A 21,484-nucleotide genomic window follows, 5' to 3' on the forward strand; every position below is an offset into this window, starting at 1 on the left:
TTTGTACAAAAAGCTTATTGATGGGGCCGGACTGCGCAGAAGCCGTTCCACGATCGACCCAAAAACATGTGGACAAGATAAATACGGATTGCTCGCCTTTACCCGCCAAGATGAAAGATAAGCCCAAGAAGTCCCAGAAAAAGAAAGTGGTCATCGACCTCAAAAGGCCCGTCAAGGAAGGGGCGGAACAGGTCCTAGATGACCCTCTCCTGTTCATCAACCGGGAGATCAGCTGGGTAAGGTTCGACACCCGTGTGCTTGAAGAGGCCAAGGATGAAACCCACCCGCTGCTGGAACGGGTGAAGTTCCTGGCCATTTGCGGCAGCAACCTGGACGAGTTCTTCATGATACGGGTCTCCGGGCTCAAACGTCAACTTAACAAGGGTGCGCTGGAACCTCCCCCTGATGGAATGACCCCGCTGGAACAGCTCCTTGCCCTCCGCGAGGAGCTGAAGCCGCTGTTGGACGAACATCTTCGGTGCTGGCAGGACGACATCTTGCCCAAGCTGAAGAAGAACGGCATCCACATCCATCGGATGGAGGAGCTGACGATGGATGAAAGGGGCCAGCTGAGGGAGCACTTCGAGAAGGTCATCTTCCCTACCCTGACCCCGCTGGCGTTGGACCTGGTGCACCCTTTCCCGTTCATCTCCAACCTCTCCATCAACCTGGCCGTCGTGGTCCGGGACACGAACGGAAGGGAAAAGTACGCCCGGGTGAAGGTGCCGAACGGGCTGTTCCCGCGCCTGGTGGAGTTCGACGACGACACTGACAAAACCGGAAAGGGAACCCATTTCGTTTTCCTGGAGGACCTGGTGGCATCGAACCTGGACATGCTCTTCCCGGGGATGCAGGTGGAAACCTCCTACACATTCCGGATCACTCGGGACGCGGATATCGAGATCGAACTGGATGAGGCCGAGGACCTTTTAACGGCGGTGGAAGAGGGAGTCGAGAGCCGGAGGGTCGGCGCCCCCACCCGTCTGGAGGTCGACGGTTCTATGCCGGTGCACCTGCGCGACCTTTTCGCCAGCAAGCTCGGGCTCCCTCCCTACCTGGTATACCAGACCCCGCCACCGCTGGGGTTCGTTGACCTGTGGCAGCTGTGGAGCCTGCCCCGGCAGGACCTGAAGGACATTCCATTCCTGCCCTATGTGCCGCCCGCATTGCAGAACGAGAAGAACATATTCGCGGCCATCAAGGAACATGACTTCGTTTTGTACCATCCCTACGACTCGTTCGTCCCGGTGGTGAACCTGCTCAAACAGGCAGCGGTCGACCCGGAAGTGCTGGCGATCAAGATCACACTGTACCGGGTGGACCGGAACTCGCCCATCATCGAGGCGTTGATGGACGCCCGCGACAACGGCAAGGCGGTGGCGGCCACCGTGGAGCTCAAGGCCCGGTTCGACGAGGAGAACAACATCGAATGGGCCAGGGCGCTGGAGACCAAGGGGGTGCATGTCGTATACGGACTGGCGGACCTCAAGGTGCATGCCAAGCTATGCCTGATAGTCCGCAAGGAGAAGAGCGGCATCATCCGCTATTCGCACATCAGCTCAGGCAACTACAATGCCAACACCGCCCGGGTGTATGGGGACATCGGCTACCTTACCGCCGATCATGAAATAGGATCGGACGTCTCCGACCTGTTCAACTCACTGACTGGATACTCCCAGAAGGTGGACTACCGGAAACTTCTGGTCTCGCCGGTCTCCATGCGAAGGGAGATCGTCCGCCGCATAGAGCGGGAGATCGAACGGCACAAAGAGAAGGGCAATGGATATATCGGCTGGAAGTTGAACGCCCTGGTGGACAAGGAGGTCATACAGGCCCTGTACCAGGCGTCGATGGCGGGGGTCAAGATAGACCTCAACGTTCGGGGGCATTGCTGCCTTCGTCCGGGCATCAAAGGTGTGAGCGACAATATCCGGGTCACCTCCATCCTGGGTCGATTCCTGGAACACTCCAGGATCTATTACTTCCGGAACGGCGGGGACGAGGAGGTCCTGCTGGGCTCATCGGACATGATGCCCCGCAACCTGCAGAAACGCGTGGAGGTGTTGTTCCCCGTCGGCGACAAGAAATTGAGGAGCGCCATCGTCAAGGACATACTCGAAGTGCATCTGGCGGACAATGTAAAGTCATGGGTGCTCTTCTCCGACGGTTCCTATCACCGGGAGAAGCTGGAGCATGGGGAGAAGAAGATGAACTCGCAGCTGTGGATGATCAAGCACCGGGGGAAATGGCATGGCGGATCCTAAGACCGAACCGCCCATGTTGATATGCGACATGGAGCACTACCGGGCGTACGGGGCTGAACGCCTGCTCGCCTCACTGGATTCCTTGACCTCGGAGATCAAGGGCGTCAAGGGAGACGATGACATCGAGTTCGTTCACCGGATGCGCGTGGCCTCAAGAAGACTGAGGTCTGCCCTGGGGCTGTTCGGCGAATGCTTCGAAGAGGAGGACGTTCGGAGATGGAACCGGGCGGTACGATCGGTCACCCGGGACCTGGGAGAGGCCAGGGACCTCGATGTCCAGATTGCGTTCCTGAAGGACTTTGTCGATTCCCATGAAGGCCGTCCATCGCTTACGGCCTTGATGGCGGGGTTGGAGGGGCGGCGGGCCACTGCACAGCCGCGCATCAATTCCGGCCTGGAAAGGCTGGAACGGAAAGGCGCCTTGGAACAGATGCGGCGGACCTTTGAGGAGGTCCAGAACACCCCGCGCTGCTCGGTTCCCTACGGAACGATGGAACGGGCCTTCCATCACATCTCCCTGCGGTTGGACGAACTGTTGTCGCTGCAGGATTGCGTCCACCAACCGGACGCGAAGGAACGGCAGCACCAGATGAGGATCGCAGCCAAACGACTGCGGTACACCATGGAGGCCTTCGTGACCCTGTACGGTGAGATGATGCAGGGCCAGATCGCCGTGGTCAAGGACCTGCAGGACCGGTTGGGCGAACTACATGATTGCGACGTGTGGATCGACCTGCTGGCCGCCATGGGGGTCGATGATCCCGGCCTCGACACCCTTCAGCACGACCGCATGGAAGCGCGCATCGTTGGATACAATGAGTTCGTAAAGATATGGGAATCGCTCATCGAGTCGGAGTTCTTCACAGAGCTGTTGAACTCCATCGTTCCCGATGCCACTCTGGCCCTTCCCCAATTGGCCGGGATGAGCAAGCTGGAACAGGTGAAGGCAATAGCCAAGGGCTGCGGTGCGGACGAGGAGCACTCGCTGCACGTGGCGGAATTGTCGCTGCAGCTCTTCGACCATCTCCGATCACTGCACCGGCTGGGGGATGCGGAAAGAGAGATGCTCGAGTACGCCGGCGTATTGCACGACATCGGCTGGAAGGAAGGGCAGAAGGGCCACCATAAGAACTCGCTCCAGATGATAATGGGGGAGGACCGACTACCCTTCGGAGACAGGGAGAGGGCGATAGTGGCCAGCGTGGCAAGATATCACCGGGGTGTCCTTCCCAAGGAGGGTCACAAGGCTTACAGGACGTTGAACTCCACGGACCGCAAGGTGGTGGACCGCCTAGCATCGATGATCCGGGTGGCCGACGCGCTTGACGTTTCACATTCATCGGTGGTCCGGTCGGTAGAGTGCATTGTGAAGAAGGGTAGTGTAACGGTCATTCTTTCAACGATCGGGTACCCTGACCGAGAACTGGAAAAGGTCCGGGTCAAGAAGGACCTTTTCGAGAAGATATTCAATAGGGCGCTAGCGTTTGAGTTGGACTGACATGAACGGGCCAAAGGCAGTGGGTTTCATTGACATCGGCACCAATTCGGTCCGATTGCTGGTCGTCCGGATCAATCCCAACCGGTCGTACACCGTCCTGAGCCAGGAGAAGGAGGTCGTGCGCCTCGGCGAGGGCGAGTTCCGTGACCAGATGCTCACCCAGGACGCGATATTCCGAGGAGTGATGGTCGTCAAGAAGTTCGCCGAGCTCTCCCGCGCCTACGGGGCGGAAGAGGTTATAGCCGTCGCCACGTCGGCCGCCAGGGAGGCGAAGAACCAGATCGACCTGCTGAGACGGCTTAGCGAGGAAGCGCGGGTCGATGTGTCGGTCATCTCTGGCAAAGAAGAGGCCCGCCTCATCTACCTGGGCGTGGCCAGTGGGCTTCATATAGGGGGCCGCAAGGCCCTCTTCATCGATATCGGCGGGGGAAGCACCGAGATCATCATCGGGGACCAGGAGAACTACACCTACCTCGACAGCCTGAAGCTGGGAGCTATAAGGCTCACCAACCTGTTCCTTCCGGAAGGAGCCAAGACCCCGGTCTCTGCCGATGCCTACAGCAAGATGCGGAAATATGTCAGGAACGCCGTCATCAGGACCATGCACCGGGTCAAGGAGGAGAAGATCAGCATCTCGGTAGCCTCGTCCGGGACGGCAATCAACCTGGCCGAGATATCCAGCCGGATGACGGGAAACGCTGACAGCCGAAGCTTGACGCTCCGCCGTTCCCAGCTGAAAAAGACCATGATCATGCTGTGCTCCCTTCCGTTGGAGGAGAGGAGGAAGGTACCGGGAATGAACCCGGAAAGGGCGGACATCATCATCGGTGGCGGGGCCATCCTCGAGACCCTGATGGACGAGTTCGGACTGGAAGAGGTGATGATCAGCGAGAGGGGGCTCCGGGACGGCCTGCTCGCAGAGTACCTGGCCCAAGGGGGCGACCAGGAATACCGGCAAATGTCGGTGAGGGAGAGGAGCGTGCTGCAGTTGGGCCGTTCCTGTAACCTCGACGAAATGCACGCTGACCGGGTCAAAGGCCTGGCCCTGTCGTTGTTCGACAGCGGGTTCAGACAGGGTCTGCACAATTTCGGAGATTGGGAAAGAGAGCTTCTTGGCTACGCCGCCTTTCTTCATGACATAGGCGATTTCATTTCATTCAACAATCACCATCTGCACTCCCATTACATCATACGGAATGCAGAGCTGCTCGGGTTCGATCAACGTGAGATATTGATCATGGCAGACCTGGCACGCTTCCACCGCAAGAAGATACCGAGGAAGAAGGATCCAGACCTGGACGATCTGGACGAACATTCCCAGAAGGTTGTCATCCTTCTGTCGGTCCTGCTGCGCCTGGCGGAAAGCCTGGACAGGAGCCACACCGGCCTGGTCAAGCATGCCGAGTTCGTCATGGTGGAAAGGTCCACTACTGTCTTGGCCATCCAAAGCGATGAGGATGTCCAACTGGAAGTGTGGGGCATTGAGTCCGATTCGAAGGCCTTCGAGAAGGCCTTTGGACGCACCCTCAAATCCAACGTCGTAAGGACCTGAACCTTCCGTTATCAGGATTGCGAAAACAGCCCCCCGTGGATATATACACTGAATGGCCCTCCTAGCCTCCACAAAACGGGCCCCAGCGCGTATGTGGCCCGCGAGGATGCAAGATGAGACTCAGAAGCAAGACGTTCCTCGTCACAGGAATGATCATGTTAGCCATGGTCATCGTCTTGGCCGGGTTCTCCTCCATTGTCTTGAGCCAAGGATACACTAGGATAGAGGAAAAGGACTGCACTGACAATGTCCAGCGCATCATTAGCTCGTTGAAGAACCAGGAAAACCAGCTTGAGAGGAATGTTTATGACTGGGCGGTCTGGGATGTCGCGTACCAATACGCAGAGGACCACAACGCGGACTTTGAGACCAATGATCTTGACAACAGCAGTTTCACGAACCTGAAGATCAACGCCTTTGTTGTCGTCGACAGTGACGGTTCGATCGTCAACGTCACATTTTTCGATCTCGGATCTGACACCAAGATAGCTCCTCCACGATCGTTCATGGACCATCTGGTGCCGGATGATCCTATGCTTGTCCAAACTGGCGATATGTCCGGGGTATCGGGAATCGTGGAGATCGATGGGAGGCCTTTGATGGTCTCAAGCCACGCGATCCTGACCAGCCAAGCGGAGGGGCCGAGTCATGGGCAGCTAATCATGGGAAGATACCTGGACACGACAGAGATCGAAATCATCGAAGGTTTGACAGGCTCCAAATTCACCCTGCTTCCCATCAACGACCCGATCATCAACTCGGAATTGAGCGCACAGGATCAGAACCTTGTTATGACCGGCAATAACCATGTGGAGATCATCAACGAATCGTCGATTGCCGTGTTCTCATCGGTCAAGGATGTTTCGGGGCAATATTCCATGATCATACGTTCCGAAATGAACCGGGACGTATACCTCCAGGGCCAGACCACGCTCGGATACTTGAATGCCGCCCTGATAGTGGTGGGATTGATGTTCACACTGGTCTCAGTGCTGTTCATTGAAAGGTTCATCACCTCACGGGTCCGCAGACTGGATGGGGATGTGGCGATGGTCAGGGACGATCGGTCCTTCGACAAGAGGGTCAGGATCGACGGTCGAGACGAACTGTCCACACTTTCTGTATCCATCAACCAGATGCTTGATAGCCTCCATAGCTCAGAATCCGAGGTCCATAAGAGCGAGGACCGATACCGGATGGTGGTCGAGGACCAGACCGACCTGATATTCCGCATCGACCAGGATCTGAAGATCACTTTTGCGAACGGACAGTACTGCATTTACTTCGGCAAGGAAGCAGGCAAGGTCATAGGAGACAGTTCTCTTACATACCTGTGTTCCACGGACCGTGCCGGATTCCTAATGAAAGCGCAATCGCTGATCGGCACCAACGAAGTCTTGAGCAGCGAGTTCAACGTGATTGACAACCGGGGACGCGAACGCACACACCAGTGGACCTTGCGCGGAATACCGAACGATAGCGGACCTGGGGAGATCCAGGTCGTTGGGAACGATGTCACCGAGAAGAAGCAGATAGAGGAAGATCTTAGAAAACACCGCGAGAACCTCGAAGAGCTAGTCGAGAAGCGAACAGAAGAGCTCCTGGCAATGAACAGGGTGCTGGAATCTGAGATCGATCGTAGGAATGACGCGGAAAGGGACCTGCTTGTCTCCGAGGAAAGATATCGTGACCTGGTGAACAACCAGGGAGAGGGCATAGTGTTGGTGGACGACAAAGGCAGGGTGACATTCTCCAACCCAGCGGCGGATGATGTCTTTGGCATCCAAAAGGGCAAGCTGGTGGACCTAAAGATCATGGATTTCACCGACGATGAAGGTAGGAAAAAGCTGTTGGACGAAGTCAACGGGAACAAGGTCCGATCAACGTACCGCTGGACATTGTTGAGGCCAGATGGTGCCCGCAAGACCCTCCTGGTGACCGCTACACCGAGGAAAAGCCCGGAAGGTCAATACCTGGGCATGTTCGCGATCTTCAGGGACATCACGGACAATGACCTGATGGAACAGGCCTTGAGAAAGAGAGAGGCGGAATACCGTTCGGTGGTAGAGGATCAGACCGACCTCATATCCAGAGTACTACTGGATGGAACCATCACCTTTGTCAATGGGGCTTTCTGCCGTTTCTTCGGCAAGAGGATGGAAGACCTGGTCGGAAGGGTTTTCGAACTGGGGATCCCAGAAGGTGAGGAGAACGACCTGACGACAATGATGTCGTCTTTGACCCCGGAGAATCCTACCAGCAGCTGGGAGTTCCGTCTGATCAGGGCTGACGGGAAGATGCGTTGGATGCAGACCACCTTCCGCGGCATTTTCGACACCGATGGGAACATCCTGGAGGTTCAGAGCGTAGGCAGGGATATAAGTGAGCGCATCCAGATGGAACAGGAGATGCTCCGTGGGCAGAGGCTGGAATCGCTGGGTACCTTGGCTGGCGGCATCGCTCATGATTTCAACAATGTGCTCACATCCATTGTGGGCAATGTTACCCTGATCAAGATGAAGATAATGGAGAATGACCCGCTGATGGTCCGCCTGGCCGAAACGGAATCGGAGATCATAAGGGCCAAGAAGCTGGCGGACAAACTGCTGACCTTCTCCGAGGGAGGGGAGCCGGTCAAAGAGGTCCAGGACATTCATGATATTGTCCAGGAGGCGGTCGGCTCTGGCCTGGTGGGTTCGTTAAGCACCGTTCACATCGAATGCCCCCAGGACATCGATCTGGTCCAGGTCGACAAAGGCCAGATGGTGCACGCAATAGGCAATCTTGTCAGAAATGCCAGCGAGGCGATGGATGGTCGCGGGGAGATCATCATAAGGATCGCAAATTTCTCCATGGAACGAAACAAGAACGGACATCCGTCAGGAAAATATGTCACGTTGTCGGTGAGCGATCAGGGACCGGGCATCTCCATTGACAACCTGGACAGGGTCTTCGATCCTTATTTCTCCACAAAAGGCCTGGGAAAAGGTTTGGGTTTGAGCACTGCTCTTTCCATCACCAACCGGCACGGTGGCTGGATCGATGTGGAGACCGCAGAAGGCCGTGGCACGACCTTCGTCATGAACCTTCCCTCGGCTTTGCTGGATGTGTCAAAGGAGACAGTCGCCAAGAAGAACGTGAACACGGGTTCGAGGGTTCTTCTCATGGATGACGAGGAATCGATCCTTGAGGTAGGAAAAGAGCTTCTGGAGGCTAGTGGTTTCATAGTCGACACGGCCAAAGATGGACGGGAGGCCATCGACCTATATGTGGAAGCGATGCGGAAAGGGAAGGGTTACGATGCGGTCATCATGGACCTGACCATCCGCGGTGGTATGGGCGGAAAGGAGGCCATTGTCGAGCTCCTGAGGGTCGATCCTAAGGCCGTGGCCATAGTCTCGTCCGGCTACTCCAACGACCCAGTGATGGCCGAGTACCGTAAGTTCGGATTCTCAGGAGTGGTCCAGAAACCGTATCTGATCAAAGATATGGTGGAAATGATCAGATCGGTGACCAAGGACAGGAACAGCTAACGCTCATCCACCATAATGGAGGACTGGCCGTCGGATCTTCTATCGATGCTCCGATCTCCCCGAGACCTCGATCGCATATTGGGCTGTTGGGACGAAGAAATGGCACGGAATTGAGAAATCCTGAGCGGGACGATGCGTATTTATACGCAGGAGTAAGGAATGTTAAGGTGATCATGACACCAGACCGATCCCCGCTCCTGAACGAATACCATTCCAAAAGAGATTTTTCCAAGACCGAGGAACCTTCAGGAGGTGATGTTCCGGAACGGCCGATCTTCGTCGTCCAGGAACATCATGCGTCGCATCTCCATTATGACTTCAGGCTGTCCATGGACGGGGTTCTGAAGAGCTGGGCCGTGCCCAAAGGGGTGCCGGAGGAGAAGGGAACAAAGCACCTAGCGGTGGAGACCGAGGACCATCCGCTGGAGTATGCGGACTTCGCGGGCGAGATCCCCAAGGGCCAATACGGAGGCGGGAAGGTAATGATCTGGGACCGGGGCGAGTACGTTCTTGAGCATCGCGATCAGGATAAGGTGGTGGTTGAGCTGAAGGGCAACAGACTGAAGGGCAGATACTCCATAGTCCGGTTCAAGGGGAGGGAAAGCTCACCGAAGAACTGGCTGATAATGAAGCTGTGAATTAGAAAAACGTAAGAAAGGGGTTTATCGGGTTTGACCGAGTGAGGGAAGGCCCTTACTTGGCCTTCTTCATTATTTTCATCCAGCCGCCGGACTCGTATACTGAGAGTCCCCTCTTGCCGAGAGTCTTCTCAAAGTCTTCCCATGAGACGATCTCGAGGCGGGCGTTGGATCCCTTTGTGAACTGAATCCCGTTCGTTCCCTTTACACGGCCCGGCTTGAGACCCTTCTTCTTAGCGATCTCTTTGGCCTTGTCGAGGCTAATCTGTTCCATCACCATATGATATCCCTCCTTTGACACTTGGCCGGATACTGGCCAACTATCCAGTAAGTAATGAACATGACCTATATATAAAATTTATCTCATAATGTTACGCTCCCAGTATTCATTTCCCATATATATCCGGTTGTAGAAACCGTTCGGGAGCCAGCAAGAAAAGCATTTTCGCACTGTTGGAAACCATCAGCCAGAAGGTCTGTCTGTGAGGTACTGGCAGGGACGGAGAGACATCTGGCAATAACCGGTCAGGTAATGATATATCAAGGTAGAGTGATTCCCTGAACGCTGAAATCATGACACTGTTCGGTTCTTCAGGGATCCGTGGCCTGGTGGGCCAAGAGATCACATCAAGCCTGGCGCTCAAAATAGGAATGGCCGTAGGCAACGAATATGGCCAGATAATTATCGGAAAGGACACCAGGACCAGTGGGGGCATGATGGAGAGGGCGCTGGCCGCAGGTGCAATGTCCTCAGGAGCCGATATCCACATGGCAGGCATGTTATCCACTCCAACGCTGGCCAGGGCTGCATTTGATTACGATTGCGGATTGATGATCACCGCGTCCCATAACCCCAAGGAGTACAATGGGGTGAAGATGTGGAATCCAGATGGAAGCGCGTTCGATACCGACCAGATGGAGCGAGTGGAACGGTTGATCATGAGCGGTGGATCGAGAAAACCCTCATGGAGGGACGTCGGCCAAGAATATGTCCATAGGAACGCGGTAAGGGATCACATGAATGACGTGATCAGTTCTGTGGGCACTTCCGACGTCAGTGTCGTGGTGGACTGCGCATGTGGCGCCACGTTCAATATCAGCCCTCTGCTGCTGCGGGAGATGGGATGCGGGGTCCTCTCCCTGAACGCCCAACCGGACGGTTACTTCCCGGGAAGGATGCCGGAACCGACCGAGGAACAGCTCAATGACCTCATGAAGAACGTGATCAACCGTGAAGCTAACTTGGGCATAGCGCATGATGGGGACGGGGACCGGATGGTGGCCGTCGATGAAAATGGACGTTTCGTCGATGGTGATAAGCTCCTGGCCCTTTTCGCCTCTGTCCTGGGAGCCACTGGGCTTGTCGCACCGATAGACGCCTCCATGGTCCTGGATGATATGGTCAAAGGGAATGTCGTTCGCACCAAGGTCGGAGATGTCTATGTGGCCGAGGCCCTGAAGCGGACCGGACTACCCTTTGGGGGCGAACCCTCAGGAACGTTCATCTTCCCCAAGGAGACATATTGTCCCGATGGGGTCTATGCCGCCGCGTTGCTGGCAAAATATACCCAGGAACAGCGATTGTCGGAGATGATCGACTCACTGCCGTCATACCCGAGGGCCAGAGAGTCGTTCGGTTTCCCCGCGGCAAACCGCGAGACACTCACTGCAAGGATGGGACAGGAGATGGCCGGTGTAAGCTGCAACCGCCTGATAACCGTTGACGGGTTCCGGGCGGAGTTCGATAACGGGTGGTACCTGATGAGACTGTCCGGAACCGAACCAAAGCTGCGTATCTCCGCCGAAGCCCGCAGCAAGGATGAACTGGACCGATTGATGGGTCAGGCCCGTACCATTGTAAAGAGGTGCATGAAATGAAAGCCCTAATTCTGGCTGCCGGCGAAGGCGCCCGGCTTAGACCATTGACGTCGAACACCCCGAAGCCGCTGCTGCTGGTGGCTGGAAAACCTTATCTGAGCCACCTGTTCGCCAGCCTGAAAGCGTCGGGAATCGAGGAAATCGCCCTGCTGGTCGGCTTCAAGAGCAACCGCATCAGGGAATGCTACGGGGAAGGTTCCTCGGAAGGTATCCGCATCACATATCTGGAACAGAAGGAGAGGCTGGGCACGGCGAACGCGATCGGTGTCGCCGAGGGGGTCATGGACGAGGATTTCGTCTGCATCAATGGCGATGTGGTGCTGTCCCAGAAGGACATAGTGGCAGTGGTGGAGGCCCACCGCCAGCATCGCGGGACGATCATGTCCACCGTCACCGTGGACGATCCGACCCGGTTCGGGGTAATCGAAGAATCCAATGGCAAGATGGTACGGATAGTGGAGAAGCCCAAGGTGGCGCCCAGCAACATGATCAATGCGGGCATGTTCGTTTTCACCCCCCAAGTATTTGATTACATCAGGAAGACGGAGAAATCCCCCCGTGGAGAGTTCGAGATCACGGACACGCTAAACATGATGGCCAGCAAGATGGATATCAACATCTACCGGCTGCAGGGGCCCTGGATGGATGTCGGCAGGCCTTGGGACCTGCTCAAGGCCAACGAGATCCTGATGGCCAACCTCGAACGGCGTATCGAGGGCACGGTGGAGGAGGGAGCCGTCCTGAAAGGCAATGTCGTGGTGGAGAAGGGCGCGCTGATACGTGCTGGCAGCTATATCGAGGGACCGGTCTACATATCCGCGGGATGCGACATCGGGCCGAACTGCTACATAAGGCCGTCGACATGCCTCGGCAAGAACGTTCGAGTTGGAGCGGCGGTGGAGGTCAAGAACTCCATCGTGATGAGCGGAACCCATGTCCCGCACCACAACTACGTCGGGGACAGCATCGTCGGGGAACGATGCAACTTCGGTGCTGGAACCAAGGTCGCCAACCTCCGTTTCGATGACAAGACGGTGAAGGTCTCGTTCAAAGGAAGCTCGATAGACGCCGGCACCAGAAAGTTGGGCGTCATAATGGGCGACGATGTCAAGACCGGCATCAACAGCATGATCGAGCCGGGAACGATAATCGGGGAAAGATCGATCGTGGGAATGGGAGCGGTGGCCAAGGGCGAGATCGGACCGGACAGCCGGATATTCTAATCGAGGTCGACCACCTCGAGCTCGATCTTGTTACCTTCCATGTCGTATGCCTGCCAGCTATGCATGTCATACGGCAGTTTGGTAATGATGTGAGTGTTCCCGAAGCGCCTGAACAGATGCAGGTCCTCTTCGGACCAATGATTGCTTGGCCCGGGATGGGAGTGGACCGTGCCGACGACCGAGTAGTCGATAGGGAGCATGTGCAGGAACAGCGTTGCGTTATCCTCTCCCTGGATCGTTCCAGGAAGGAACAGGAGCTCGGAGATGACGCCGTCCTCCGCCCGCATCGCCGCCACGAACTCGTTAGGAAGGGACTGCCTGGCCGATTCGTTGACCATCTCCAGCACCTGCCGGTCTATGCCCCAGACCTTCCTCTTCTTTCCTAGCATAACGACCCCATCAATTTCTCGCGGGTCCGGGAGTAGAAGCTGCGGCCGAACGATACGAAGCGGGCCTTGGTCTCCGACACGCCGAACTCGACCGTCTCGTTCCCGGCCATCGCCTCCTCCTCCTGACCGTCCACTACGACCACGCACTCTTTCGGCCTCACGACCTTCAGGGTGATCTTGCTGGTGGAAGGAACGACCACCGGACGCGCGGCGAACTTGAAGGGAGCCATGGGAGCTATCACCAGCGCCTCCACGCGCGGGTCGACCAGGGGCGCTCCGACGCTCATCGCATAGCACGTCGAACCGGTCGGCGTGGAGACGATGATGCCGTCTGCCCTGACGTTCACTGCCAGTTCGTCGTCCACGAACACCTGGAAATGCCTGATCTTGGCCACGTGGGCGGTATGCACGACCGCCTCGTTGACGGCGTCGGGCAGGCGCTTCTTATTGATGGTGGTCTTCAGCTTCAGGCGGGATACGACCTCATAATTGCCCCGGAGGATGTTCTCCAGGCCCTCCTCCAGCTCCTCATCCGCAACCTCGGTAAGGAAGCCCAGGTCACCGGCGTTGATCCCGAAGATCGGTGCTTTGTTCAGCTGTGAGGTCCTGAGTATGGTCCCGTCCCCGCCGATGGTGATCATCACCTCGACGTCCATGTCCTCGATCCTGCAGCCTTTCATCCTGAACCGCTCGGCGATCTCGGTCTCCAGCAGGACCTCGTGTCCCTCCAGCAGTTGCAGCGCCCGCCTGGCCATGCGAGGCGCATCCGGCACGTCCATGTTCACGCTCATTCCGAACTTCACAGCAGCACCTCCTTCACCGCTTCATCGCCATATGCCAGGAAATTGCTTCTGACCTTCAGGTCGAAGGGCATGTCTAGCCGGTTGCCTGATAGGTCGATGATATCCCCTCCCGCCTCGCGCAGGATCAAGGCGCTCGCGGCGATGTCGATCACCCTGATGGATTTATCATACCGGTCCGCGTTGAAATAGTAGCCGTCGGCGCTCCCCTTGGCCACCATGCACATCTCCAGCGACGCGCAGCCCATGGAGCGGGACCGGTTCGCCTTCTTCGTCACATTGTATCCGTCTATCTTGGAGTGTTTGCCCATGTAGACGAATACGGTCGATTGTTTCTGGACGAACTTTCTTACCCGGAGCCGGCAGCCGTCCTGGAATGCCCCCTTGCCAGTCTCGGCGTAGAACCGCTCCCCAGTGACCACGTTTTGGACGATGCCGGCCTCGACGTCGGCCATGCTCCTGGTCCCTATGGCCATGGAAACGCTGTAGAAAGGGATGCCCATGAGCGAGTTGTAAGTGCCGTCTATCGGATCGATCACCAAGGTCTTCTCGGCCTTGTTGTCGATGTATCCGGCCTCTTCGCTCAGTATGTTAAGCGGGACCTCGTTCTCGGTGATGTATTCCACTATGACGTCCTCGGCCACCTTGTCTATGCTCAGCGTTGGGGTCCCGTCCGCACCCATGCATAGTTCCTTTGACCGGTCGAAGTCCTTGGGCAGGGAGTTGACCTTCTCCCGGACCTCTTCTGCGATGTCCTCGAGCATTTCTCGCATACGTTCTGCTCAATGGACCTGGCGGGATATAACATTTCATGAACCACCATCACCAACCGTATCCACGACCAAGAACAAGGGATATCAACGACTTGTGTCATGGACCGTTCATGGCCGAGATGTCCGCCGGAGAGGAGTGGATCGCCCACATGGGAAAAGCATCGAAACTTGGGCTGCACATCCGTTCTGTCATCCTCAGCGTCATCCCCGGCACGGTAGAGGAAGTCGACGAAAGATCGTCATTGCTGGCTTATATGGTCGGTGAAGGCTACAAGGGAACGGTCGTCGTGCTCAGGCATTCCCGGACCGGCTGGTCAATCGGTTTCTATCGTGGCCGAGAGCTTCCCGACCCGGATGGGCTGCTTACTGGGAACGGACGGTCGCATGCCGTGGTCAACATCTCCGGAAGGGCGGATGCCGAATCGGAATCGCTGAAGACCCTGCTCCGGGAGGCGTATTCCGCGGCCATCAGGCGAAGGGATGAAGAAAGCAAGGAAGTAGACGCCTAAGGGCCGGAGGACCGACCACGGTCAGGTCCAGCATGTTGGCCTCGATCGGCACCCGTTGACCTGATCCAATAGAGGCGCCCCCCACGTCCTCGACCGATGGGACATGAAGGTGCGCCTGGGATGGCATACAGAGTGACGACCCAAGAATCCCCACCGATCGATGACCGAGACCGGAGAGGTTTTATCCCATGGGGGCGTGGTCTCCCGGGAATATTGCATCATCGGCGGTCGCCGCCGTCAAGGGCGGGACGAAAATATTCAAATCAGGGCAGAGAATAACCCTCACGGGAACGAAGGCCTAATATACATATCGGAAGGCTGATTTATTTGGACTCAGACGTCATACACGAATTCGGTGAGAACAAGGACTGGAACGAGAGCTTCTACTTCAATCTCTACGATAGAGGCAACGACATTCTCGGCTTCATGAGGATCGGATTGGTGCCCAACAAGAAGGAGAAGACCGCGTTCTGTTACTTCCTCATGCCGGATGGATCGACCATCGGGACCAGGGCGAAGTCCGAGATGGCCGACAACGATCTAGCGGCAGGCGGACTGAGGCTAGAGATGATCGAGTCGGAAAAGAAATGGGCGATCAGGTTCGAGGGAGAACTGCCCCGGCAGCTGAAGGACGAGGTGTCCAAGGTCAACGTCAAGTTCGACCTGGAGTACGAAGGTCTGAACGAGATGTTCGATTACCGCAACGCCGTCAGCGGCGACAAGGAGATCATCTCCCAGAATTTCGCCACCGAGCACTTTGAGCAGTTCGGCAAGGTCAAGGGGACCATCACGATCGGTGACCGCGAGTACGCCGTCGATGCGCTGGGCGAGAGGGACCATTCCTGGGGAGTACGCGACTGGTCCGCCGCCGGCCGATGGGTCTGGATCACCTGCCAGTTCAACGAGGGCTACGCATTCAACATCACCAAGCTCTACACGGACAAGGGCGAGATCGATGCCGGCTTCATCCATCAGGACGGAGTGACGCTGCCGATCGTCAAGGTGGACATGGCGCACGAGTTCGACGCCGAAGGCACACCGAGCGAACTGTACCTGGCGATGTACGACAAGGACGGAGATGTCTACGGCGTCAAGGCCGTCGTGAAGCGCAAGGTCATGCTCCCGATGAACGAGGACGAGAAGCGCACCCCGGTCATCTTCGAGACCCTGGCGAAGTTCAAGTTGGACGACGACGTGGGCTACGGAGTGCTGGAGTACCTGCTCCGGAAATAAACCCCAACCCAATCTCTTATTTTTCTTAAGATTCAGCGTGATTTGGCGGATAGCTCTCGGATGAGCGAGGTAAGGCTCATTCCGGCGCCATATTCGTCCCGCAGCGCTTTCGCTTCCCGCTTCGGGAGGCCACTGGCCAATAGTGAGCGGTAGAATACTTTCGAGGCCTTCTTGGCACTGACCTTGACACGCAGGTAGGAACGTAGAAGCCGGTAGGCCATCAAGGGCATGCTCGCAACGACAATGACTATGGCACCATTGTCGCTGCCGGTCATTTCTCGCACTCTTCCATCTCATGGCGGAACTTCTCTCCGATCGCGCCTTCCTTGCCGCCCTGGGAGCCGACGATCATCTTCAATAGCCCGCCGAGGCTCAACGTCGACATGTATTCCTTGGTCAGCTCGAAGGATTCCTGATTGGTCATGCCGGCGGCGCGCAGCGACTTGTAGAACGCCGCCACCGATTGACCGAACCTCTCACCCTCCTGGGCACCGTAGAGCACCTTGGTCATGCTCTCCATCAGCCTAGGCACCTGTTCCGTCAGTATCTCGAACAGTTTCCTCATGTCCTCGACGTTGCGTATCATATCATCGTTCGCCATGTCTTCTCACCCTTCTTTGCCTACCTCTTCCGCAGTGCCGGAACCGATGCCTGCGTGGACACCAATGACCGGCCACCCTACTTGGTCAATCCGAGCACTTCTGACCATTTCCTGACCACCACCTCGGATATCTCGAAGGTCTTCTCCTTCTTTCCCGACCGCTCGACCACCATTCCCCGTTCCAGCAGCTCCGCGAGACGGTCCCTGACGATCCTGCGGGACGCACTGCCCCTCCGTTGCCTCAGCTCCTCGGTGATCTCCGAGATATTGAGACCGGGCTTATCCAACAGGAGCCTCATGATGTCCTTGGCGATCGGGTCCTTGACACCTGGAAGGATGGTCTCGATGGATATCACCCCGTGCCGCTGGTACAGGTCCATGAGCTTGAAGTATTTCTGGACCGTATCCTGGAAACGGGAGAGCTGCTCGACCAGTTCGGAGTATGGCCTGGCGACCTCCCGGACCGCGCTCTCCAGCTCCGCTATGCGGGCGGTGAGCTCTTCGATCTTCTTGGACTGGTCCTCGGCCACGCTCCAGACATAGCATTGAAAAGGGTTAAAATGTTGGCGACCATCCATCATGACAATGAGCGAATCCGCGATGCCTATCATCGAGACCAGGTTCAGCGGGGTGTTCTCCGATGGGAATCTTCTCCTGACCAAGAATGCTGTTCCGGGCAACCGGGTGTATGGGGAGAGGCTTTTCAATCACCTGGGAACCGAATACCGGGAATGGGTCCCGAGCCGGAGCAAGCTAGCCGCCTACATCAAGTGCGGCGGTTCGTTCGACCCTTTCAAGGCTGATTCGAAGGTGCTCTACCTTGGGGCGGCTTCGGGCACGACATCGTCACACGTGGCGGACATCGTCTCCAAAGGAATGGTGTACTGCGTCGAGATATCACAGCGCTCCTTCCGTGACCTGGTCAAGGTTTGCGAGACCAGGAAGAACATGGTCCCCATCCTGGCCGATGCCACGAAACCGGACGAGTATGTCTTCGCCGTTGAATCGCCCACGGTCGTCTACCAAGACATCGCCCAGAAGAACCAGGTCGGCATATTCATCAAGAACATGAAGACGTTCAATGTCAAGCAGGGAATGCTGGTGATCAAGGCCAGGAGCGAGGATGTCACCAGGGAGCCCCATGACATCTTCCGCGAGGTGAAGTCGCATCTGGTCAAGGAAGGGTTCAAGGTTGTCGATATGGTCGACATCGACCGCTATGAGAAAGACCACGCGATGATCACGGTCGGATCAAAATGAGATGGGTCTACGCTATCGGTTTCACTGGCGACCGTTTTCTGATGGTCCATAATCCGAAGAGGGGCGGCTGGGAGATGCCGGGGGGCAAGGTCGAAGATGGGGAGAGCCCGCAGGACGCCTCGGTCCGGGAGTTCCGGGAGGAGGCAGGAGTCCTGTTCCTACCGTTGGGATGCATGGAATATGAGGGCGGGCTGGTCTTCGCCGGAGAGATCGTCAAAGAAGACAGCAAGGGCGAGATGAGTTGGGGCCTTTTCAAGGACCTACCAAAGGACCTGGCGTTCCCAGCGGTCGAATACGAGTCGCAGTTGCTGTGGGCCAGAGATGTCCTTTCCAAGCATCGCTCTGAAACCCAGGACAGGCTCGATGAGAAGAGCCACCCCGAAATCAAGGATTAAATAGTAGTGTGCGAATTGGCTAACCCGCTTCGCCGCCTCGAGAGCAATCTCGAAACTAACTCTTTAAAGAATTACATGTAACGAGGATGATGATTATGGCAAGAATGCATGCCAGAAGAAGAGGCAAAGCCGGATCGGCTAGACCAATGGTCACCGAGAACCCTGAGTGGGTACCGGTTCCGAAGGACGAGATCTACCAGATGGTCGTGAAATACGGCAAGGAAGGAATGCCTACCGCGAAGATCGGCATGGTCCTAAGAGACCAGTATGCCGTACCGGACGTCAAATTGGCGACCGGAAAGACGATACTGCAGATCCTGAAAGAGAATGACCTTGCGCCAAAGTTGCCGGAGGACATGGTGGCCCTTATGAAGAAGGCCATCAACCTGAACGAGCACATGATGAACAACAACAAGAAGGACCTCAGCAACGAGAGGGGCTTGCACCTCATAGAGGCGAAGATCAGGCGGCTTGTGAAGTACTACAAGCGCAACGACCTGCTGCCCCAGGACTGGCTGTACAGCCTGAAGAACGCTGAGCTCTTGATCGAGTGATTGCGTAATGGACGATGTCGTCCAAATTCCTTCAAACCTTTTATCCCGTTTTAAAGCCGCAGCCACGGAGGTTGATAAGGCCTCCGAGGTTCGGGTCATTTCCCACAACGATGCAGACGGCATCTCGTCCGCGGCCATAGTCTGCGCCACCCTTCTTCGCAAGAATAAGCGGTTCCAGTGCACCATGCTGAAGGGGTTCGAGGAATCGGTCGTCCGCAACACCGCGCAAGGTTGTGACCTGCTCATCATATCGGACATGGGCAGCTCCTCACTGGACGTGCTCGATTCGCTACCGATGAAGGTCATCGTTCTGGACCACCATAAGCCGGAGCGGGATTCCACCAAGGTGATCCATGTCAACCCCCATCTGTTCGGCATAGATGGTGCTACCAGCGCCTGCGCGGCCTCGGTGGCGATGATGCTTTCGATCACCGTCTCGGAGAAGAACTGGGACCTGCTCCCGATCGCTTTTGGGGGGATCATCGGGGACAGACAAACGATCCGGGGCCTTCTGGGCCTGAACAAATATCTCGGACAGCTAGGCCAGGAAAAGCGCATAGTCGAGGTTAGGAAGGGCTCCCTGATCCCCAGCGGACAGCTCAAGGAATCCCTGTTCAACAGCACCGACCCGTTCATAACCGGGGTCAGCGGGGATGCGGACGGCGTCAGCCGCCTGCTCACCGAGGCCGGCATACTCGACAGCATGAAACTGGAATCCCTGGACGAGGCCCAGGAAATGAAACTATCTTCACTGGTCACTCTCAGGTTATTGGCCCAGGGGGCGACCCTGGACAATCTGGAGGAGGCATCCTCGGAGAAGTACTACTTTTCCGAGCGCAAACTCTACGGGCATGAGCTGTCCGGCCTCATGAACGCCTGCGGACGTTCCGACCTGACCGGGATGGGCGCCGCTCTGGTGCTCGGGGACAGCAAGTCATGGGAGAAGGCGGAGATGCTCAGACAGGACTATCGGAAGACAGTCCTCGAAGCGGTCCTGTCGGTCCAATTCAAAGGCCTCAAGCAGATGGACAACCTGCAATACTTCTTCTCACCAGTAGCGGACGTTTCCAGCGACCTGTGCGGGATCATCATGCAATGGATCGGCGACCGAGACAAGCCGACCATTGCTTTGTCGCAGAAGAACAGCGATGTGAAGGTCTCCTCTCGGGCGAACAAGAAGATGATCGAGAACGGGGTCGACCTTTCCTACGCGCTCCGGACGGCGGCAGGCGCCGTCGGCGGGGTGGGCGGAGGGCACAACGTAGCCAGCGGAGGCAAGATCCCGGCCGGGAAAGAAGATGAGTTCATCGCGGCGGTGGACAAGATCATCGGCGAACAGCGGGCAAAGAGCAGGAAGGCGTCCTAAGGGCCTAGTCTCTCCAGGAGACCTCGACCTCATCGGTCCGGAAGCGCTGGTTTATCATTGTATCGTTGACGCCCATCCGGACCCCGCCCTTGTGCATTATCAGGCCTGTCCAGGCGATCATGGCACCATTGTCCATGCAGAGGAATCGGTCGGGCACGAACATCTTTGCCCCCCGCTCACTGGTCATGATGCCCACCATCTCTTGGAGCCTCTTGTTCTGGACCACTCCCCCTCCAAGCAACACCTCGGTCTTCTCGACGTGCGCCATGGCCCTTTCGGTGACCTCTGTCAGCATGGCGAAGGTGGTCTCCTGGACCGAGAAGCATATGTCCTCGAGGGACTCCCCCTTGGCCTTGAGGCAGAGCGCTGAGGTAAGTATGCCGGAGAAGGCCATGTCCATTCCCTTGACCGAATAGGGCAGGTCTAGGAGCTTGTGCCCCTCCTTCGCCGTCTTCTCGATCTTCGGTCCAGCGTAATAGCCCAGACCTATCTCCCGGCCCATCTTGTCGAGCATGTTGCCGATCCCGATGTCCAAAGTCTCACCGAAAATGCGATAGCGACCGTTGGAGAAGGCGATGACCTGGGTGTTACCGCCTGAGGCATAGAGCAGCACGGGATCCTTGGCCGGGGTCTTGATGCGCCCGATCTCCAGGTGTGCGATGCAATGATTCACACCCACGATGGGAACGTCCAGAGTCAATGCAAGCGCCCTGGCGCCCGTGGCGACGGTCCTTAGGCAGGGGCCAAGTCCTGGACCCTGGGAGAAGGTGACCAGGTCGATGTCCTTGAAGGCAATGCCGGCCTTTTCGACCGCCGCCTTGACCATGGGCACGAGCTTTTCGGCATGGTGGTTGGCGGCCTCGCGGGGATGGATCCCACCGGTGGCCGGCCTGTACATATCGATCTCGTTGGCCAGAATATTGCCCGAATCGTCGACGATGCCGACGCCGCACGTATGGGCGGTGCCCTCTATCCCTAGAGCGATCATCTAGGCACGAAAGAAACGGATTGGGATATC

Annotated in this window: 21 protein-coding genes; 13 read left to right on the forward strand and 8 right to left on the reverse strand. The window is 56.8% G+C overall.

What is annotated here, in order from left to right; genetic code table 11:
- Nucleotides 1-110 precede the first annotated feature (110 nt).
- From ppk1 to VGK23_11735, 5 genes are all read left to right on the forward strand, one after another.
- Entirely contained in the window at nt 111-2,264 is a 2,154-nt protein-coding gene (gene ppk1, locus VGK23_11715; protein HEY3421207.1) for a polyphosphate kinase 1, read from the forward strand.
- Complete coding sequence (locus VGK23_11720) at nt 2,251-3,762, forward strand: CHAD domain-containing protein (protein ID HEY3421208.1); 1,512 nt, start codon at nt 2,251-2,253, stop codon at nt 3,760-3,762. Before ppk1 ends, VGK23_11720 begins: the two co-directional genes overlap by 14 nt.
- Nucleotides 3,749-5,314: a Ppx/GppA phosphatase family protein gene (locus tag VGK23_11725; GenBank protein HEY3421209.1), complete on the forward strand. Its 1,566-nt coding sequence runs from the start codon at nt 3,749-3,751 to the stop codon at nt 5,312-5,314. The genes VGK23_11720 and VGK23_11725 overlap by 14 nt, the downstream gene beginning before the upstream one ends.
- A gap of 113 nt (nt 5,315-5,427) precedes the next feature.
- Nucleotides 5,428-8,847: a PAS domain S-box protein gene (locus VGK23_11730; GenBank protein ID HEY3421210.1), complete on the forward strand. Its 3,420-nt coding sequence runs from the start codon at nt 5,428-5,430 to the stop codon at nt 8,845-8,847.
- A 173-nt stretch (nt 8,848-9,020) separates the two neighbouring features.
- Complete coding sequence (locus VGK23_11735; GenBank protein ID HEY3421211.1) at nt 9,021-9,485, forward strand: DNA polymerase ligase N-terminal domain-containing protein; 465 nt, start codon at nt 9,021-9,023, stop codon at nt 9,483-9,485.
- Nucleotides 9,486-9,540: 55 nt separating this feature from the next.
- Here the strand turns inward: VGK23_11735 and VGK23_11740 are convergent, their stop codons facing one another.
- A complete protein-coding gene (locus tag VGK23_11740; GenBank protein HEY3421212.1) occupies nt 9,541-9,765 on the reverse strand; it encodes a hypothetical protein in 225 nt (74 codons plus the stop codon).
- A gap of 293 nt (nt 9,766-10,058) precedes the next feature.
- Between VGK23_11740 and glmM the strand changes: the two genes are divergently transcribed.
- Together glmM and glmU are read left to right on the forward strand one after the other, a co-directional pair.
- Nucleotides 10,059-11,363: a phosphoglucosamine mutase gene (gene glmM / locus VGK23_11745; protein HEY3421213.1), complete on the forward strand. Its 1,305-nt coding sequence runs from the start codon at nt 10,059-10,061 to the stop codon at nt 11,361-11,363.
- On the forward strand, nt 11,360-12,586 hold the full coding sequence (gene glmU, locus VGK23_11750; protein HEY3421214.1) for a bifunctional sugar-1-phosphate nucleotidylyltransferase/acetyltransferase: 1,227 nt from the start codon (nt 11,360-11,362) through the stop codon (nt 12,584-12,586). The genes glmM and glmU overlap by 4 nt, the downstream gene beginning before the upstream one ends.
- Here glmU and VGK23_11755 read toward each other — a convergent pair.
- Genes VGK23_11755 through VGK23_11765 form a run of 3 tightly spaced genes read right to left on the reverse strand, consistent with a single transcriptional unit; the run spans nt 12,583 to nt 14,548 of the window.
- Entirely contained in the window at nt 12,583-12,975 is a 393-nt protein-coding gene (locus tag VGK23_11755; GenBank protein HEY3421215.1) for a Mov34/MPN/PAD-1 family protein, read from the reverse strand. The genes glmU and VGK23_11755 overlap by 4 nt on opposite strands.
- A complete protein-coding gene (locus tag VGK23_11760; GenBank protein HEY3421216.1) occupies nt 12,969-13,778 on the reverse strand; it encodes an NAD(+)/NADH kinase in 810 nt (269 codons plus the stop codon). Before VGK23_11760 ends, VGK23_11755 begins: the two co-directional genes overlap by 7 nt.
- Nucleotides 13,775-14,548: an inositol monophosphatase family protein gene (locus tag VGK23_11765; protein HEY3421217.1), complete on the reverse strand. Its 774-nt coding sequence runs from the start codon at nt 14,546-14,548 to the stop codon at nt 13,775-13,777. The genes VGK23_11760 and VGK23_11765 overlap by 4 nt, the downstream gene beginning before the upstream one ends.
- 110 nt (nt 14,549-14,658) lie before the next feature.
- On the opposite strand from VGK23_11765, the gene VGK23_11770 reads away from it, so the two are divergent.
- Together VGK23_11770 and VGK23_11775 are read left to right on the forward strand one after the other, a co-directional pair.
- Nucleotides 14,659-15,057, forward strand: coding sequence for a hypothetical protein (locus VGK23_11770; GenBank protein HEY3421218.1), 399 nt, complete (start codon nt 14,659-14,661; stop codon nt 15,055-15,057).
- Nucleotides 15,058-15,384: 327 nt separating this feature from the next.
- Nucleotides 15,385-16,290: a hypothetical protein gene (locus tag VGK23_11775; GenBank protein ID HEY3421219.1), complete on the forward strand. Its 906-nt coding sequence runs from the start codon at nt 15,385-15,387 to the stop codon at nt 16,288-16,290.
- Between the two features lie 32 nt (nt 16,291-16,322).
- Here VGK23_11775 and VGK23_11780 read toward each other — a convergent pair whose 3' ends face one another.
- From VGK23_11780 to VGK23_11790, 3 genes are all read right to left on the reverse strand, one after another.
- Nucleotides 16,323-16,565, reverse strand: a complete 243-nt coding sequence (locus VGK23_11780) for a hypothetical protein (GenBank protein HEY3421220.1) — start codon at nt 16,563-16,565, stop codon at nt 16,323-16,325.
- Nucleotides 16,562-16,891 carry a hypothetical protein gene (locus VGK23_11785; GenBank protein ID HEY3421221.1) on the reverse strand — a complete coding sequence of 110 codons (330 nt, stop codon included), beginning with the start codon at nt 16,889-16,891 and terminating at the stop codon, nt 16,562-16,564. Before VGK23_11785 ends, VGK23_11780 begins: the two co-directional genes overlap by 4 nt.
- 77 nt (nt 16,892-16,968) lie before the next feature.
- The gene (locus tag VGK23_11790; GenBank protein HEY3421222.1) at nt 16,969-17,421 is read right to left on the reverse strand and encodes a helix-turn-helix domain-containing protein; all 453 of its coding nucleotides are present in this window, start codon (nt 17,419-17,421) and stop codon (nt 16,969-16,971) included.
- Between the two features lie 55 nt (nt 17,422-17,476).
- Here VGK23_11790 and VGK23_11795 point away from each other — a divergent pair, with 55 nt between their 5' ends.
- The 4 genes from VGK23_11795 (at nt 17,477) to VGK23_11810 (ending at nt 20,466) form a co-directional block, all read left to right on the forward strand.
- Nucleotides 17,477-18,151, forward strand: coding sequence for a fibrillarin-like rRNA/tRNA 2'-O-methyltransferase (locus VGK23_11795; GenBank protein HEY3421223.1), 675 nt, complete (start codon nt 17,477-17,479; stop codon nt 18,149-18,151).
- Nucleotides 18,148-18,546, forward strand: a complete 399-nt coding sequence (locus VGK23_11800; GenBank protein HEY3421224.1) for an NUDIX domain-containing protein — start codon at nt 18,148-18,150, stop codon at nt 18,544-18,546. The genes VGK23_11795 and VGK23_11800 overlap by 4 nt, the downstream gene beginning before the upstream one ends.
- Before the next feature lie 95 nt (nt 18,547-18,641).
- Nucleotides 18,642-19,100 (forward strand): 30S ribosomal protein S15, encoded by a 459-nt coding sequence (locus tag VGK23_11805; GenBank protein ID HEY3421225.1) that lies wholly within the window; start codon nt 18,642-18,644, stop codon nt 19,098-19,100.
- A gap of 7 nt (nt 19,101-19,107) precedes the next feature.
- Nucleotides 19,108-20,466 (forward strand): DHH family phosphoesterase, encoded by a 1,359-nt coding sequence (locus VGK23_11810; GenBank protein HEY3421226.1) that lies wholly within the window; start codon nt 19,108-19,110, stop codon nt 20,464-20,466.
- Between the two features lie 4 nt (nt 20,467-20,470).
- On the opposite strand, the gene VGK23_11815 is transcribed toward VGK23_11810, so the two are convergent.
- A complete protein-coding gene (locus VGK23_11815) occupies nt 20,471-21,454 on the reverse strand; it encodes a bifunctional N(6)-L-threonylcarbamoyladenine synthase/serine/threonine protein kinase (protein HEY3421227.1) in 984 nt (327 codons plus the stop codon).
- Nucleotides 21,455-21,484 lie beyond the last annotated feature (30 nt).

Source organism: Methanomassiliicoccales archaeon (genome assembly GCA_036504055.1).
In the GTDB taxonomy this organism is placed as follows: domain Archaea; phylum Thermoplasmatota; class Thermoplasmata; order Methanomassiliicoccales; family UBA472; genus DASXVU01.

Excerpts from the sequence above, each read along its gene's own strand:
- VGK23_11765 (HEY3421217.1), bottom strand. The coding sequence starts at position 14,548 with ATGCGAGAAATGCTCGAGGACATCGCAGAAGAGGTCCGGGAGAAGGTC.
- VGK23_11755 (HEY3421215.1), bottom strand. The coding sequence starts at position 12,975 with ATGCTAGGAAAGAAGAGGAAGGTCTGGGGCATAGACCGGCAGGTGCTG.
- VGK23_11805 (HEY3421225.1), top strand. The coding sequence starts at position 18,642 with ATGGCAAGAATGCATGCCAGAAGAAGAGGCAAAGCCGGATCGGCTAGA.
- VGK23_11740 (HEY3421212.1), bottom strand. The coding sequence starts at position 9,765 with ATGGTGATGGAACAGATTAGCCTCGACAAGGCCAAAGAGATCGCTAAG.
- ppk1 (HEY3421207.1), top strand. The coding sequence starts at position 111 with ATGAAAGATAAGCCCAAGAAGTCCCAGAAAAAGAAAGTGGTCATCGAC.
- VGK23_11795 (HEY3421223.1), top strand. The coding sequence starts at position 17,477 with ATGAGCGAATCCGCGATGCCTATCATCGAGACCAGGTTCAGCGGGGTG.
- VGK23_11730 (HEY3421210.1), top strand. The coding sequence starts at position 5,428 with ATGAGACTCAGAAGCAAGACGTTCCTCGTCACAGGAATGATCATGTTA.
- VGK23_11780 (HEY3421220.1), bottom strand. The coding sequence starts at position 16,565 with ATGACCGGCAGCGACAATGGTGCCATAGTCATTGTCGTTGCGAGCATG.
- glmU (HEY3421214.1), top strand. The coding sequence starts at position 11,360 with ATGAAAGCCCTAATTCTGGCTGCCGGCGAAGGCGCCCGGCTTAGACCA.
- VGK23_11785 (HEY3421221.1), bottom strand. The coding sequence starts at position 16,891 with ATGGCGAACGATGATATGATACGCAACGTCGAGGACATGAGGAAACTG.
- VGK23_11815 (HEY3421227.1), bottom strand. The coding sequence starts at position 21,454 with ATGATCGCTCTAGGGATAGAGGGCACCGCCCATACGTGCGGCGTCGGC.
- VGK23_11770 (HEY3421218.1), top strand. The coding sequence starts at position 14,659 with ATGGCCGAGATGTCCGCCGGAGAGGAGTGGATCGCCCACATGGGAAAA.
- VGK23_11720 (HEY3421208.1), top strand. The coding sequence starts at position 2,251 with ATGGCGGATCCTAAGACCGAACCGCCCATGTTGATATGCGACATGGAG.
- VGK23_11800 (HEY3421224.1), top strand. The coding sequence starts at position 18,148 with ATGAGATGGGTCTACGCTATCGGTTTCACTGGCGACCGTTTTCTGATG.
- VGK23_11810 (HEY3421226.1), top strand. The coding sequence starts at position 19,108 with ATGGACGATGTCGTCCAAATTCCTTCAAACCTTTTATCCCGTTTTAAA.
- glmM (HEY3421213.1), top strand. The coding sequence starts at position 10,059 with ATGACACTGTTCGGTTCTTCAGGGATCCGTGGCCTGGTGGGCCAAGAG.
- VGK23_11735 (HEY3421211.1), top strand. The coding sequence starts at position 9,021 with ATGACACCAGACCGATCCCCGCTCCTGAACGAATACCATTCCAAAAGA.